The organism is Saccharothrix longispora (genome assembly GCF_031455225.1).
GTDB lineage: Bacteria > Actinomycetota > Actinomycetes > Mycobacteriales > Pseudonocardiaceae > Actinosynnema > Actinosynnema longispora.
In genome coordinates, this window is sequence record NZ_JAVDSG010000001.1 from 3819848 (window position 1) to 3835059 (window position 15212).

Genomic DNA, 15212 nt, shown 5'->3' on the forward strand with positions numbered 1-15212 from the left:
GAGTCCGAAGGCGCTGACCCCGGCCACCCGGCGGTCGGCCTCCCACGGCGCGGTCGCGGTCGCCGGCCGGAACGGCGAGGACGCGAAGTCGAACCTCGGGTTGGGCCGCTCGCAGTGCAGCGTGGCGGGCACGACGGCCCGTTCGACGGCGAGCGCGGCCTTGATCAGACCCGCGACGCCCGCGGCGCTGAGCAGGTGCCCGATGCCGGACTTGACGCTGCCGACCGCGCAGAACCCGGTGCGGTCGGTGTCGGCGCGGAACGCGTCGGTCAGCGCGCGCAGCTCGATCGGGTCGCCGATGCGGGTGGCCGTGCCGTGCGCCTCCAGCAGGCCCACGTCCCGCGCGGACAGGCCGGCGAGGTCCAGCGCCCGGCGCACCACCGCCGACTGGGCGGTCGGGTTGGGCGTGGTGAGGCCCATGGTCCGGCCGTCGTTGTTGACGGCCACCGCGTCGATCACCGCGCGGACGCGGTCGCCGTCGCGCAGGGCCGCGGCCAGCGGCTTGAGCAGCAGCACGCCGCAGCCCTCACCGGGCACGAACCCGTCGGCGCGCTCGTCGAAGGTGCGGCACCGCCCGCTGGGCGACAGCGCACGCGCGGCGGTGAACTCCAGGTACGGCTCCTCGTCGAGCAGCACGTCGACCGCGCCGGCCAGCGCCAGCTCCGACTCCCCCGCCAACAGGCTGCGCACGGCCAGCTGCACCGCGACGAGCGCCGACGAGCAGGCGCTGTCCACCACGAGGTTCGGGCCGTGCAGGTCGAGGTGGTGCGCCAGGTGCGCGGCGATGAAGTTCTGGTCGCCCGACGGCCCGCCCGCGCCGGGACGCCTGCGGTAGTTCGACATCCGGGCGCCGACGAAGACGCCGACGTCCCGGCCGCGCACCTCGTCGTCGTGGTAGCCGCCATCGCGCAGCGCGCCCACGGCGTTCTCCAGCAGCAGCCGGATCGCCGGGTCGAGCGCGGCGGCCGCGGCGTCGTCGAGGCCGAAGTGGGCGGCGTCGAACCGGTCGATCCCGTCGACGAACCCGCCCCACCGGCTGATGCTGCTGCCGGGCGCGTGGTCGGTGCGGTGCAGCCCGTCGACGTCCCACCGGTCGGCGGGCACCTCGGTGATCGCGTCGACGCCGTCGACCAGGTTGCGCCAGAACGAGTCCACGTCCGGTGCGCCGGGGAAGCGGCAGGCCATGCCGACGACCGCGATCCGACCGTCGGCGACCGGGGCCGCAACCGGTGCGGGGGCGGGGGCCGGGGCCGCGTGGTCCGCCGGGGATGTCGGAGGTGCCGGGGACGTCGGCGTGCCGAGGACGGCCGCGAGCCGGTCGGCGGTCGGGTGCTCCAGCACCAGCGAGGGGTCCACCGGCCGGCCCAACCGCGCCTCCAGTCGCACGACCAGCTCGGCCAGCAGGACCGACTCCAGGCCGAGGTCGGCGAACGGCGTGGCCGGGTCGATCGCGGACGCGTCCGCGCCCAGCGTCTCGGCCACCACCCGGACGAGCCAGTCGTGGTCGCCCGCCCCGCCGGTCACACCCCGGGGGGCGGTCCCTGCGCGGGGCCGCAGCGCGGCCACCGGGTCGAACCCGCCGGGAGCCGCCGGGGCGGGCAGGAGCACCGGGCGCGCGGTGGCCACGGCGCGGTCGAGGCAGCGCAGCGCCTCGTCGTCGCCGAGGGCCCGCAGCCCCGCGGCGGCGCAGGCCGCCGCACCGGACGCGCCCGAACCGCTGTCCCGCCACACCGGCCACTGGACCGAGGTGAGGCCGCGCACGCGGGCGACGGCGTCCAGAACCGCGTTGGCCGCGGCGTAGCCGGCCACACCGGCGCCGAGCGCGGGCAGCGCGGCCGACACCGACGAGAACAGCACGGTGTACGCGGGGCGGTCCGGCGCGCAGGCGTCCAGCAGGTCGGTCAGCCCGTCCACCTTGGCCGCGAAGGCCCGGTCCAGGTCCGCCGGGTCCTGCCGGCCCAGGGGTGCGGGCGGGCCGCCGGCGTCCCCGGCGCAGTGCGCGATCCCGCCGACGGGGCCCAGTTCGGCGCGCAGGGCCGGGATCGCCGACGCGACCTCGGCCAGCTCGCCGGACCACAGCCGCACGGTCGCGCCCGCCGCCTCCATCGCGGTGACGGCCTCCGCGATCCGGGCGTCGCGCGCCGACAGGCCCGGCGCGTTCCACAGTTCCCGGGCGGCGACCGGGCGGCGGCCCGTCAGCACGACGCGGCGCGCGCCCCGGCGCACGAGGTGCCGTGCGACCACGAGACCCAGCCCGCCCGTGCCGCCGATGACGAGGTGGACCCGGTCCGGGTCCGGCGCGGCCGGTTCACCGGGCTCGGCCACCGGGGTCAGCGCGGGCCGGTGCCGGGCGCCGCCGCGCGCGCAGACCTCGCCCGGCGCGTCGGCGACGACCCACTCGGCGGGCACGTCCTGTTCCGGCGCGTCGGTGTCGAGGGTGGTGGCGAGCACCGCCGGGTGTTCGGCGGTGAGCACCCGGACGAACCCGGCGACCTCCGCGCCCGCCGTCGTCGGCGACGCGCCGGGCAGGTCGGCGAGCCCCGAGGTCACGTGCAGCACCCGCAGCGCGCCGGTCCGGGACCGCAGCAGCTCCTGGAGCAGGGCGACGCGGGCGTGCCTCGGGACCGGCGCGGGGTCGAGGTCGCAGAGGTCGAGCACACCCGCCACCACGCGGTCGGCGCCGGTGACGCCGGGCCCGGTGACGTCGAGGAGGGTCACGGGGCCGCCGATCGCGGCGGTCACCCGTGCCGCGAGGTGCGCGGTGGCCGGGGTGTGCAGGCACAGCACGTGCCCGGTGACCGGCGCGGTCGCGGCGGTCGCGGCCGGCACCCAGGTCCGCTCGTACAGGGGCACCTCGGCGGTGACCGGCGCGGGCGGCGGGACCGGCTCGGGCGGCGACGGGAGCGCGGGCGGCGCGGGCGGCACGACGATCGACGCCCGGCGTGCCGGCAGGCGGCACGGGACGCGCTCGAACGCGGTGCCCGGCAGTGCCACCGGCCGGTGGCCGCCGTCGTCCAGCAGGGCGAAGTCGACGTCCTCGCCTGCGGCCCACCGGGCGGCCAGCTCGTCCGGCGACACGCCGCGCGGGTCCAGTTCCGGGGCGGTGGCGCGTTCGTCGGCCCGGACCACCCGACCGCGGTGCACGGCGGTCGGGTCGCCGGCGAGGAACCGCGCCAGGCGTTCGCCCGCCTCGGCGCGGGTCGACGCGACGAACGCCAGCCGCTCCACGCCGTGGTCGCGGCCGACCTGGAGGGTGAAGGCGATGTCGGCGAGGTCGTCGCCGCCGGTCAGGCCGAGCAGGTACGCGCCCGCGTCGCGCGCCGAGGCCAGGCCCGGCGGCAGTTCGCCGCGCGCGATCCGCTCCAGTTCGGCCCGCAGGGCCGCCGGGTCCGCGGCGGTGTCCGCGAGGAGGTGGTCGGCCAGCCGGCGGGCCTGTTCGGTGAGGCCGGTGGCGGTGCGCGCGGACAGCACGACCACGGCGGGTCGGGCGGGGCGCGACGGCGCGGGCGCGGCGACGAACTCCTCCACGACCACGTGCGCGTTCGACCCGCCCGCGCCGAAGGCGCTGATCCCCGCGCGGCGGGGGCCGAACCGGGGTGCGGGCCACGGCGCGGCCTCGCGCTGCACCGCGAGCGGGCTCGCCGCCCAGTCGACCTCGGGGTTGAGGCGGTCGGCGTGCAGCGACGGCACGAGGGTGCGGTGCCTCAGCTGGAGGAGCACCTTGGTGAGCCCGGCGATGCCGGCGGCGGCCTCCAGGTGGCCGATGTTGGACTTCACCGACCCCACCGGGACCGAGCCGGGCGCGAGCCCGTCGCCCAGCGCGCGGGTCAGGCCCGCGACCTCGATCGGGTCGCCCAGGGAGGTGCCGGTGCCGTGGGCCTCCACGTAGCCGACGGTGTCGGGGGCGATGCCCGCCTCGCGGAGGGCCGCCGCCACCACCTCGCCCTGCGCCACCGGGTCGGGCACGGTGTAGCCGGAGGTGTGCCCGCCGTGGTTCACCGCCGTCGCCCGGATCACGCCGTGCACCCGGTCGCCGTCGCGCACGGCGTGCGCGAGCGGCTTGAGGAGCACCGCGCCCACGCCCTCGCCGGGCACGAACCCGTCGCCGTCGGCGGAGAACGCGCGGCACCGCCCGCTGTCTGCGGTCATCCGCATGGCCCGCTGCTGGACGAACTTGTTGGGGTGCAGGGACAGGTTGACGCCGCCCGCGACGGCCACCTCGCACTCGCCCCGGCGGAGGCTCTGCACCGCCAGGTGCAGCGCGGTCAGCGACGCCGAGCACATCGTGTCGACGGTCATGCTCGGCCCGGACAGGTCGAACGCGTAGGACACCCGGTTGGCGATGCCGCCGGGCGTGGACCCGGTGTACGCGGGTTCGCCGTCGGCGGAGCGCTCCACGCCCAGGAACGGGTACTCGTTGTGCATCGCGCCCACGAACACCCCGACCCGGCCGCCGTGCCGGTCGCGCAGCCGGCGCGCGGAATAGCCCGCGTCGTCCAGGGTGAGCCGGGCGACCTCCAGGAACAGGCGCTCCTGCGGGTCCAGCAACGCGGCCTCGCGGGGCGCGATGCCGAACAGCAGCGGGTCGAAGTGGTCGACGTCGGCCAGGAAGCCGCCGTGCACGGAGCCGGCGGGCCAGTCGGGGCGGGCCCGGTCGGCGGGCAGCGGCGTGACGCGGTCGCGCCCGGCGACCAGGTCGGCCCAGAACGCGTCGAGGTCGTCGGCGCCGGGGTAGCGACCGGCGAGGCCGATGACGGCGATCGGCTGCGCGTCCGCACCGCCCGGCACCGGGGAGGCCGCGGGCTCCGGCTCGGGGCGTCGGGTCGTCCGCGCGGCGGGACCGGTCAGCCCGGCCGCGACCCCGGCGAGGTCGCGGTGCTCGAAGAAGAGGGTGGCGGACGCCGGTCCGAAGCGCTCCCGGACGAACACGGTCATCCGCACCGCCGTGGCCGAGGTCAGCCCCAGGTCGGCCAGGGGGGTGCGCGGTCCCACCCGCTCGGGCGGCAGCCCGGTGATCTCGGCGAAGGCGGCGCACAGCGCGCGCTCGACCTCGACGAGGTCGGTCCCGGTGGTGGCAGCGGCGTCCGGGTCGGCGGGGCGCGTGCCGGCCGCTCGCGGGCCGAACCGCCTGCCGGGGAGGGCGACGCGCCGCCCCGGAACTGTCCACAGGGGACGCCAGTCGACGTCCTCGCCCGCGGCCCAGCGGCGGGCCCGCTCGTCGCGCGCCGCGACCGCGCCGCCCGAGGCGAACGCGTCGAGGTCGGCGATCAGCGCGTCGAGGTCGGCGGCGTCGAACGCGGCGCGCACCGGGCGGGCGGCCCGACCGCACTGCGTGGTGTAGGCGACGTCGGCCGGTCGCGGTCGCACGTCGGCGAGGTGGTCGCGCAGGGCGGCGGCCGAGGTCCGCAGCGAGGCGTCGTCGTCCGCCGACAGCAGCACGGCGGCGGGACCCGCCGGTTCCGGGCGCGGCGGGACCGCGTCCGGGCCGCGCAGCACGACGTGGGCGTGCGAGCCGGTCGCGGCGACCGCCGTGACCAGCGCGCGGCGGGGGCCGTCGGGCCAGGGCCGCACCGCGGTGCAGGGGTGGACCGGCGAACCGGTCCAGTCGACCAGCGGGCTGGGCTCGTCCGCGAGGAGGGTCGGCGCGAGTTCGCCGTGCCGCAGTTGCAGCAGCACCTTGGTGAGCTGCACCAGACCGGACGCGGCCTCCAGGTGGCCGACGTTGGGCTTGACGGTGCCGACGGGCACGGGTTCGCCGCGGTCGGCCAGCAGCGCGGTCAGCGCCTCGACCTCCGCCGCGTCGGCGATGGTCGCGCCGGCCGCCGCGCACTCGACGTAGCCGACGTCCCCGGGCCCGACGCCCGCAGCCTCCAGCGCCGCCGCCGCGGAGGCGCGCAGCGCGTCCGCGGCGGGCGCGCCGAACCGGCCGCCGCCCCCCGCGTGACCGAGGGCGCTGCCCTCGACGAGGGCGTGCACGGTGTCGTCGGCGGCGTCGGCGGCGCGGCGCAGCAGCAGCACCCCGACGCCCTCGCCGGGGGACCAGCCGGGACCGGCCGCGTCGAACGCGCCCGTGGACCCCGCTTCGGCGACCAGGCCGAGGTCCGACAGCAGGGCGGCGTGGTAGCGGTGGCCGATCAGGTTCACGCCGGCCACGAGGGCCGCGTCGCACTCCCCCGCCCGCAGCGAGGTCGCGGCGAGGTGGACCGCGGTGAGCCCGGAGGAGCAGGCGGTGTCGACGGCCACGCTCGGGCCGGTGAACCCGAACGCGTGCGAGACGCGGTTCGGCAGGTCCGCGGCCAGCGAGGGCAGCACCGCCCGGTCACCCGCGCGCCACCGGTCCGCGCCCACCTGCTGGTGGTCGTGCCACATGGCGGCGACGAACACGCCCACGCGCGGGGGCAGCGAGGAGGGGGTGTGCCCGGCGTTCTCCAGGCACTGCCAGGCGGTGTGCAGCAGGAGCCGCGTCTGCGGGTCGAGCGCGGTCGCGTCACCGCCGGCGGAGGGGAACAGCGCGGTGTCGACGGGTTCGACGTCGGCGAGGTAGCCGCCGGGCACCGCGCCGAGCACCTCGCGCCGCGCGGCGGGCGGCGCGGCCACGGCCGTCGCGCCGGAACGCAGCAGCCGCCAGAGGCCGTCCACGTCGTCGGCTCCCGGGTAGCGGCCGGCGACGCCGACCACGGCGACCTCCGTCGGGACGGCGCGGGGCGCGGGGAGCCTGCCTGCGACGCCGGTGGCGTGCCCGGCCGGTCCGCCGAGGAAGGCGTGCAGCAGCTCGTCGCCCTCGGCGAGGGCGAACTCGTCGCGCACCCGGTCGAACGCGAGGTCGCCGATCGGGCACAGGCCGACGCCGGCGTCGGCCTGGCCCAGCATGAGCAGCTGGCCGAGGTAGCCCGCCTCCAGCAGGAGGTAGCGCCGCGCGTCCTCGCCGTACAGCGGGGCCACCGCCCGCGTGCTGCCGACCAGGTAGACCTCGAAGGCCGCCCGGTCGTGCACCGGTCGGTTGTAGACGAAGTGCACCGACCGGTCGATGGCCGGTTCGGCGGTGACGAGCACGAGGGCGTGCTCGTGCGGGTGGTGGTAGTACAGGCCGGGTTCGGCGCCCGTCACCGCGCCGGGCCGCAGCCGCACGTAGACCTGCACGCCGTAGGTGTCGCCGGCGGAGGGGTAGAGCCTGCGGGTGCGACCGTCGACGTCGGTGTCGCGCAGCAGGGCCAGCAGCGCGCCGAGGTCGGCGACGTCGACCGGCCGGTCGGCGAACTCGCGGGTGCTGGCCCGGCGGCGCACCTCCTCGGCGCTCGGCACGGGGCCCGGCAGCGCGACGCGGCGCGCGTCCTCGCCGAACCGCCGGGTGCCCCACCCGGCGGCCTTGAACGCGGCCCGCTCCTCGGCCGAGAAGAAGTCGACCGAGGCGGGCGGCCCGGCCGGCGGGGGTGGGTCGGCGAGGCGGTCCGCCACCGCCCCGCCGGGTTCGGGGAGACCGCCGGTCAGCTCCGCCACGTGGGCGGCGATGGCGGTCACGGTCGGGTCGTCGAGCAGCACGGCGACGGGGACGCGGCAGCCGTGCGAGCGTTGGAGCGCGCCCGAGACCTGCATCATGGTGAACGAGGTCGCGCCCTGGTCCCACAGGTCGGTGTCCGGGTCGATCTCGGCGACGCCCAGCAGCGTCGACAGGATGCCGCGCAGCTCGTCGGCGACCGCGGACGCGGACACGGCGGGCACCGCGGCGACGGGCTCGGCCGGCTCGGCGGACACGGCCGGCTCGGCGGGCGCGGGCCAGGGCAGCGCGTCGCGGTCCAGCTTGCCGTTGGCGGTGGCCGGGAACACGGCCAGCGGCACCACCGCGTTGGGCAGCATGTAGTCGGGCAGGGTGCGGGCGGCGTGCGCGCGCAGCTCGGCGGTGGTCACCGGGCCGCCGGTGGGCACGACGTAGGCGACCAGCCTGCGGTCGCCGCCGGGGTCGGCGCGCACGAGCACCACGACGTCCTTCACGCCGGGGTGGCCGCGCAGCGCGTGCTCGACCTCGCCCAGCTCGACGCGGAACCCGCGCACCTTGACCTGCCCGTCGGCCCGGCCGAGGAACACCATGACGCCGTCGGGCCGGTACAGCGCCCGGTCGCCGGTGCGGTAGAGCCGGCCGCCGGGTTCGGGCGAGAACGGGTCGGCGACGAACCGGGCGGCGGTCAGGGCCGGCATCCCGAGGTAGCCGACCGCGAGGCACTCGCCCGCGATGTAGAGGTCGCCCTCGACCCCGACGGGCGCGGGGTCCAGCCGCTCGTCGAGCACGTAGTAGCGCGCGTTGTCGATCGGGCGGCCGTACGGGATGCTGCGCCACTCCGGGTCCACCTGGTCGACCCGGTGGTAGTTGGACCAGACCGTGGCCTCGGTCGCGCCGCCGAGGCTCACGACCTCCGCGCCGCGGAACACCCGGCGCAGTTCGTCGGGCAGGCTCAGCGGGGTGTAGTCGCCGCTGAGGAACACCAGCCGGAGCGAGTCGGTGCCGGGGTCGCCGCCGCGCAGGTCCGCCAGCAGCGGCATCACCTGGGCCAGGGTGGTCGGCGCGGAGTTCCAGAAGGTGATCGGCTCGGTGCGCAGCAGGTCCAGCAGCACGGCCGGGTCGCGCAGCTGGGTCTCGTCGGCGACGTAGACCGACGCGCCGCACCCCAGCAGGCCGAACAGGTCGAACACGGACAGGTCGAACCCCAGCGAGGTGACCATCAGGCCGGTGTCGGCCGGGCCGAACGCGAAGGTGCGCCCGCACCAGTTCAGCAGGTTGAGCAGGGCCCGGTGGCGCACGGCGACGCCCTTGGGGGTGCCGGTGCTGCCGGAGGTGAAGATGACGTAGGCGAGATCGTGCTGGTCGACGACGGGCGTCGGCGGGTGGTCGGCCGGGTCGGCGTCGGCCACGTCGAGGTGGCGGAGGCCGGCGGGCGCCTCCCAGCGCGGGCCTCCGTCCCGGAGGACGACCTCGACGCCGCTGGTGCTCAGCATCGACGCCGCCCTGGCGGCGGGCAGGGCGGGGTCGACGGGCACGTAGCAGCCGCCCGCCTTGAGCACGCCGAGCACGGCGGCGACCAGGTCGGGTCCCCGGGACAGCGAGACCGCCACCGCCGTGCCGCGGCCGACGCCCCCGGCGCGCAGCGCGTGGGCGAGCCCGTTGGCGCGGCGGTCCAGCTCGCGGTAGGTGGTGGTGCCGGTGCGGTGGCGCACGGCGACGGCGTCCGGGGTGCGGCGGGCCTGCCGCTCGACCAGGACGTGCGCGGGCGCGTCCACGGGGAACGGCGCGGCGGTGTCGTTCCAGGCGGCGAGGTCCGGCGCGGCGGGCGCGCCCTCGGCGCGGGCGTCCCAGCCGGTGCCCGCCGCGAGGGCGGCCAGCAGGGCGGTGAACCGCTCGAACGCGGCCTCGACCGCGCCGGGCGGGAAGTCGTCGGGCACGGCGTCCCACCAGCAGGACAGGACGTCGCCCTCGGCCATCGGGATGCAGTCCAGCGACACGTCGGGCGTCGCGGTGCGCCACGGGCCGCCGCGCGTGCCGGGCGGGAGCGGCGCGTCGTCCATCTCCAGCAGCCCGGTCCACACGACGGGGAAGCCGGAGCCGGTGGTGTCCCGCTGCCGCAGCACCTTCCGGCGCAGCTCGCCCAGGCCGTCGGCGGCCGACGCCGCCAGGTCGGCGGCGAGCAGGTCGTGGTTGTCGGCGGCGCGCTGGGCCACGGTCCGCCCGGCCGGGCCGCGGGCGAGCCAGCTCAGCACGGTGTGCTCGCCGGGGCGCAGCGCCTCGGTGGCCCCGGTCCAGCGCACCACCGGCACCGCGAAGTCGCGGTCGACGCCCGGTTCCAGGGCGGTCAGCAGCGCGGCGACCAGCACGGCGTCCGGGTGCAGGCCGCGCGCGTCGATCTCGGCGCGCAGCGCGGCCCACCCGGTGAGCCGGGAGGACAGCCGGGTGCGGCGCCGTCGCGGCGCCGGGGTCGTCGGGGGGCCGGCGGGGAGGTCGGCCAGGCGGTCGCGCCAGTGCGCGGACGCGGCGGCGACGTCCTCCGGGGAGGGGGCGGGCGCGCCGTGGCGGGCGGGCTCGGGCAGGTACCGGGCGTCCGCGCCGGCCGTGCGGGCGACGAGTTCGCGCAGCACCAGGTGGATGCTGCGGCCGTCGAGGACGATCAGGTCCACGGCGGCGTGCAGGGTGGCGGACCCGTCGGGGCGGCGCACCACGCGCAGCTCCCACTGCGGCCGGCGGCCCAGCGGGAGCGCGGCGCCGACCATGTCGGCGGCGGTGCGCTCGGCGAACGCGTCGCCGTCCGCGCCGGCGGGCAGGTCGACCACGGCGATGTGCGCGCGGTCGGGCGCCTGCGGCAGCACGACCAGGTCGCCCTCGTGGGAGGCGCAGGAGCGCAGTGCGTCGTGCCGGGCGACGAGCCGGACCCACTCGCGGGCCAGCGCGTCGACGTCCAGGTGGTCGAACTCGAAGCTGTGGTGGACCTGGCAGCCGTCGTCGGCGGTGCGCTCGGCGGCGCGCGCCACCCAGTACGCCTGCTGGAGCTGGTTGAGCGGGCGGCGGACCTCCGCCTCGTCGGGGGTGGCGAGCACGTCCAGCGCCGTGGCGAAGCGGGCGGAGAGCACCTCGGGGTCGCCGGTGTCGAACCGGTCCGCGGCCACGTCCCAGCGCCACGCCAGGCCGCCGCGCCAGGGCCACACCTGGCAGTCGAGGGCGACGCCGGACGTGCGGCTGGAGCCGTGCACCACCGCGTCGGCGAAGCCGCCGTCCTCCCCCTCGCGCGCGGCGTCCAGCAGGCTGGTGAAGACCACGGGCAGGTCGGGGGCGGGACCGCGGCCCCGCAGCGCCCGCAGCGCGGTGACGCCGGAGGTGCCGATGTGGTCGAGGTCGCGCCACAGCAGGTCGTGCACCTCGCGGACCGCCTCGTCGAAGGGCAGGGCCGTCGTGGCCGGCGCCGCGAACACCACCGTCGAGGTGAACGCGCCGACCACGCGGTCGGCGGCGGCGGGCAGGCGGGTCCGGTCGCTGGTGGTGAGGACCACCGAGCAGGGCGCGGGAGGGCCGGGCCGGGTCAGCGACTCGGTGAACGCGGTCAGCAGCAGGGCCGTCGGCGAGACGCCGAGCCGGTCGGCGCGGGCGCGCAGGGCGGCCCACCGGTCCGCGTCGAGTTCGCCGCCGAACCGGGCGCGCCGCCCGGACGAGCCGGCGGCGGGCCGGACCTCCACGGGGGCGGGCGGCAGCGGGTCGAGCCGGGCGGTCCAGTGCGCCAGGTCGGCGGCGCGGGCGGCGGGGTCGCGCTCGGCCGCGAGGAGGAGGGCGCAGTCGCGCAGCGACAGGGGCGACGCGGGCGGCACGTGCGCCGGGTCGGTGTAGAGGCGGTGCCAGTCGGCGAGCAGCACGGCCAGCCCGCGGCCGTCGACCGCGAGGCCGTCCACGGCCAGGTGCACGACGGCGGTGTCGTCCGCGTCGAGGGAGATCTCCACCGTCGCGAGCGGTTCGCCGAAGCCCGGGACGCCGTCCTCCAGGCGCCGGCGCACCGCGCGCACGTGGGCGGCGAAGGCGTCCGGGGTGGAGTCGCGCCGGTCGTGCACCGGCACGGGCGGTGCGGCGTGGTCGGGCAGGACCCGCTGCGTGCCCGTCTCGGAGACGACCAGCCGCAGCGCGTCGTGGTGCGCCACGAGCCGGTGCCACGCGGCGACCAGCCGGTCGCAGTCGGCGTCGGGGACGGTGAACTCGCGGTGGACGCGGCAGCCGACCGGGTCGTCGGTCAGCTCCGGGTCGCGGCCGACGACGTACGCCTGCTGGAGGGGGCTGAGGGGGAACGGTTCCGCGGCCTGGCCGGCGGGGGCCTCCGGAGCGGACACCGCCGGAGCCGGAGCCGCCGGAGCGTCCTCCAACAGCCGGTCCACCAGGGCGCCGAGGTCCGCGTCGGCCAGCCACCGCACCGGCACGTCGGCGCCCAGCCTGCGGCGCAGTTCGAGCACCACGCGGGTGGCCGCGATGGAATCGAGCCCGCATTCCCGGAGGGTTCGCCCGGGAATCGGTCCGGCAGCGGGGAGCACTTCGGCGAGAATTGCCGAGACAACCGAAAAGACATTCTCGCGATGTGCCGCAAGCGCCGATTCCACGGTTACCTCCGGATATGTCGACCACCTGGAGGGTAACAACCGGAGCCGTGGATTCCTGCTCACAACTGAGCACGCCGGGGGTGCCGCGCGGGAAGCGCGGCACCCCCGGCGGTCAACACGCGCAGCCCTCCAGGAACGCGGTCATCCGCGACTCGTTGATGCACAGGAACGAGTCCGGCACGGATTCGACCAGACCGGCGTCCCGGAAGCGCTTGAGGAAGTACCCGACGCGCGACCGGGTGGTGCCGACCATGCCGGAGAGGTCCTCCTGGGTGATCCGGTCCCGGATCTCCACGACGTAGCCGCAATCGGCCCGGTTGCCGACCTTCTGCGCCAGGTGCAGCAGGATCGCGGCCAACCTGCGCTCGCTGTCCATGGTGAGCAGGTTGGTGATCATCTGCTGCTGCTCGACCACCCGCTCGCCGAGCTTCACGATGAAGTCCTGGAGCAGCGCGTCGTCCGACAGCGCCTGCCTGAGCCGGGACGCCGGGACCTGCCGCAGCACGGTCCGGGTCATCGCCATCGCCGACTCGGCCCGCGGCGGGCCGAACAGCGCCAGCTCCCCGAAGGTGTCCCCTTCGGGGTGGATGGACAGCAGACATCGCTTGCCGTCCCGGGAATAGGCCACGGTTTTCACCTGGCCGCTTTCGACCAGGTAGACGCCGGAATCCCGGCTACCGACGCTGTAAATACTCTCGTCCTTCTCCACGACTATGCGCGCCGCGCCTGCGCAGTTAGTGCGGATGTACGACGAGATACCGTTCGCGGATCGTTCGACGGTATTGCGGGATGAGCGCACGGAGCACCCCCAGTGTGCATTGTTCGGGCGGATCGAACACGGTTGGGATGTACTGCTGCGGAGGGACCGCGGCCTGTCGGCCGCCGAACCGGTCTCCTCCTCGATGACCTGCTCAGCCGACCTGCGACGCGGTCCCGGCTAAACGGGACCGGAGCAGTCCGGTCAGGTGCGCCGGGGCGCGGAACAGGGTGAGGTGGTCGCCGTCCGGCTCGACGTGCAGCCGTGCGGCGGACAGGCGCTCCGCCACCGCCAGCGACCCGGCGGGGTGCGCGGTCCTGTCCTGCTCGCTGGTCACGACCAGCGTGTCGACGTCGACGCGCGCCAGGTAGGGGCGGGCGTCCTGGGCCATGACCACGAGGTTGAGACGGCAGTAGCGGAAGAACAGTTCCCTCGACGCGTAGGGGTAGAGCACGAGGTGCGCCAGGTCGGCCGGCACGCCCGCGAGGGCGTTCTGGAGCAGGACCTCGTGCACGGCCGCCGCGGTCTCCCGGTCCTGGGCGGCCATGCCCATGAGGGCCTGGAGGTTGCGCTGGTGGTCGGTCTTCGGCGCGTCGTCGCCGAGGTCGAAGTCGCCGTGCCACAGGCTCAGCGAGTCGACCCGGCCGGGCAGTTCCGCGGCGGCGGCCAGGGCGAGCAGCGCGCCGCCGCACATGCCCGCCACGTGCGCGGAGGGCACCGAGAACGCGTCCAGGACCGCCGCCAGGTCGGCCACCTGGGCGGCGATGCCGTGCTCCAGGTCCACTTCGGAGGCCAGGTCGGCGAACAGCCAGCGGCTCTCCCAGGTGATGACGGGCCGGTCGACGGCCAGTGCGCGCACCCAGCCCTCGACCAGGCGGACCGGCATGCCGCACGGGAGCACCAGCAGCACCGGCCGCCCGGTGACCGGGCCGACCGACCACGCGGGCAGCCGGGCCCCGTCGGCCGTCTCCACCACGACGCCGGCCTCCGGCGCGAGGAGGTCGTCCGCCGCCGCGCCCGCGACGACCCGGTCCACCTCGGACCGGTCGGGCAGGCCCGTGGCGGCGAGGGCGGCGGCCGTGCCCGCCAGGTCGAGGTGGTCGCCGAGCACCTGGTCGAGGACGGAGCGCGGCGCGTCGGCCGGGCCGACGCCGTAGCGGGGGCCGCCCGACAGGGCGGTGATCCGGGCGAGCAGGTCGGCCGCCGCCGCGGGCCACGGGGAACCGTCCTCCGGGGCCGCCGCGACGACCGGGGGCTCGGGCAGCGCACCGGCCAGCGGGGCGGCCGACCGCACCGCCGCCGCCAGCCTGGCGACGGGGTGCGGTCGGGCGCCGGTGCTCATCAGGCCTGCGCCCCGTCGACGGACGGGACGCCGTGGCGCGAGGGGAACCGGTGGCCGCGGGTGGTCTCCGTGACGATCCGGTTGTGCGCGTTGGTGTTCTCGCCCGTGACGAGGACTGCGCCGTAGCGCTCCAGCGACACGCGCCCGCCGTACTCCTCGATGTCCTCGGAGTCCGGGTAGACGTCCACCGACGTGGGCACGTACCGCGAGGCGAAGCCGAGCCGCATCTCGTCGGTCTTGCCGCTGTGCGGGTGCGAGGCGTGCATGAGGGTGGACCAGAACATGATGGCCTCGCCGGGCCGCATGACCATCGACACGGCCTTCGACTCGTCCGGGCTCCAGTTCTCGTCCTTCTGGAGCTCCCGGTAGTCGTAGCCGAAGAAGCCGCGCCGGACGCCGTCCTTCTCCGCGTTGTTGATGCGGTTCGGGTCGTAGTGCATCTTCTTGGTCTCGTCGTAGAACATCTGCTGGTGCGTGCCGGGGATGAACTGGAGGCAGCCGTTGTCCTCGTTCGCCTCGGTGAACGCGGTCCACACGGTGATCGTGCCGCCGAACTCCTCCTGCCCCTCGGGCCACAGGATCTGCGGCTTGCCGGAGGCGTTGGCGAACGTGTCCGCCTGGTGCCAGTCGGTGCCCTCGTCGCCGGGGTACTTGGGGAAGAACTCGGTGCGCCAGCACAGGACGTCCGGGCCGAGCACGCTGTTGACCCGGTCGGTGATCTCCGGGCGGCAGATGTGGTCGGCGAGGAACCGCATGTCCAGGTGGCGGTCGTAGTTGGAGATGTTGGTGTTGCCGGACTCCGCGGCCTCGTCCTGGTAGACGGCCATCGAGCGGTCGAGCATCCGCAGCCGCTCGCGGCGCCAAGCCGCCACCATCTCGTCGATCTCGTAGACCTTGAACGGGCCGAAGTACCCGTTGGCGCGGAAGCTGTCCAGCTCTTCGGGGGTCAGCGCGAACGTGCGCTCACGACCTGCCAGCGTCATGTCTCGGGCTCCTTCG

4 protein-coding genes (1 of these 4 cut by a window edge) are annotated in these 15212 nt (G+C 76.6%); all 4 read right to left on the reverse strand.

The genetic code is table 11. The features are described from left to right. Positions 1 to 12177, reverse strand: the 5' portion of a protein-coding gene (locus tag J2S66_RS15220) for a non-ribosomal peptide synthetase (protein WP_310307703.1). It extends 228 nt beyond the left edge of the window; 12177 of the gene's 12405 nt are visible here — the first part of the coding sequence; the start codon lies at positions 12175 to 12177; its stop codon lies off the left edge, out of view. Between the two features lie 49 nt (positions 12178 to 12226). Next, complete coding sequence (locus tag J2S66_RS15225) at positions 12227 to 12913, reverse strand: Crp/Fnr family transcriptional regulator (protein WP_306744728.1); 687 nt, start codon at positions 12911 to 12913, stop codon at positions 12227 to 12229. 112 nt (positions 12914 to 13025) lie between these two features. Next, on the reverse strand, positions 13026 to 14213 hold the full coding sequence (locus J2S66_RS15230) for an alpha/beta fold hydrolase (protein WP_310307705.1): 1188 nt from the start codon (positions 14211 to 14213) through the stop codon (positions 13026 to 13028). Continuing rightward, the gene (locus J2S66_RS15235) at positions 14213 to 15196 is read right to left on the reverse strand and encodes a chlorinating enzyme (protein WP_310307706.1); all 984 of its coding nucleotides are present in this window, start codon (positions 15194 to 15196) and stop codon (positions 14213 to 14215) included. Before J2S66_RS15235 ends, J2S66_RS15230 begins: the two co-directional genes overlap by 1 nt. Positions 15197 to 15212 lie beyond the last annotated feature (16 nt).

What these genes read in the sequence shown, in the direction of transcription:
- J2S66_RS15230 (WP_310307705.1), bottom strand. Translation starts at nt 14,213, where the DNA reads ATGAGCACCGGCGCCCGACCGCACCCCGTCGCCAGGCTGGCGGCGGCG.
- J2S66_RS15235 (WP_310307706.1), bottom strand. Translation starts at nt 15,196, where the DNA reads ATGACGCTGGCAGGTCGTGAGCGCACGTTCGCGCTGACCCCCGAAGAG.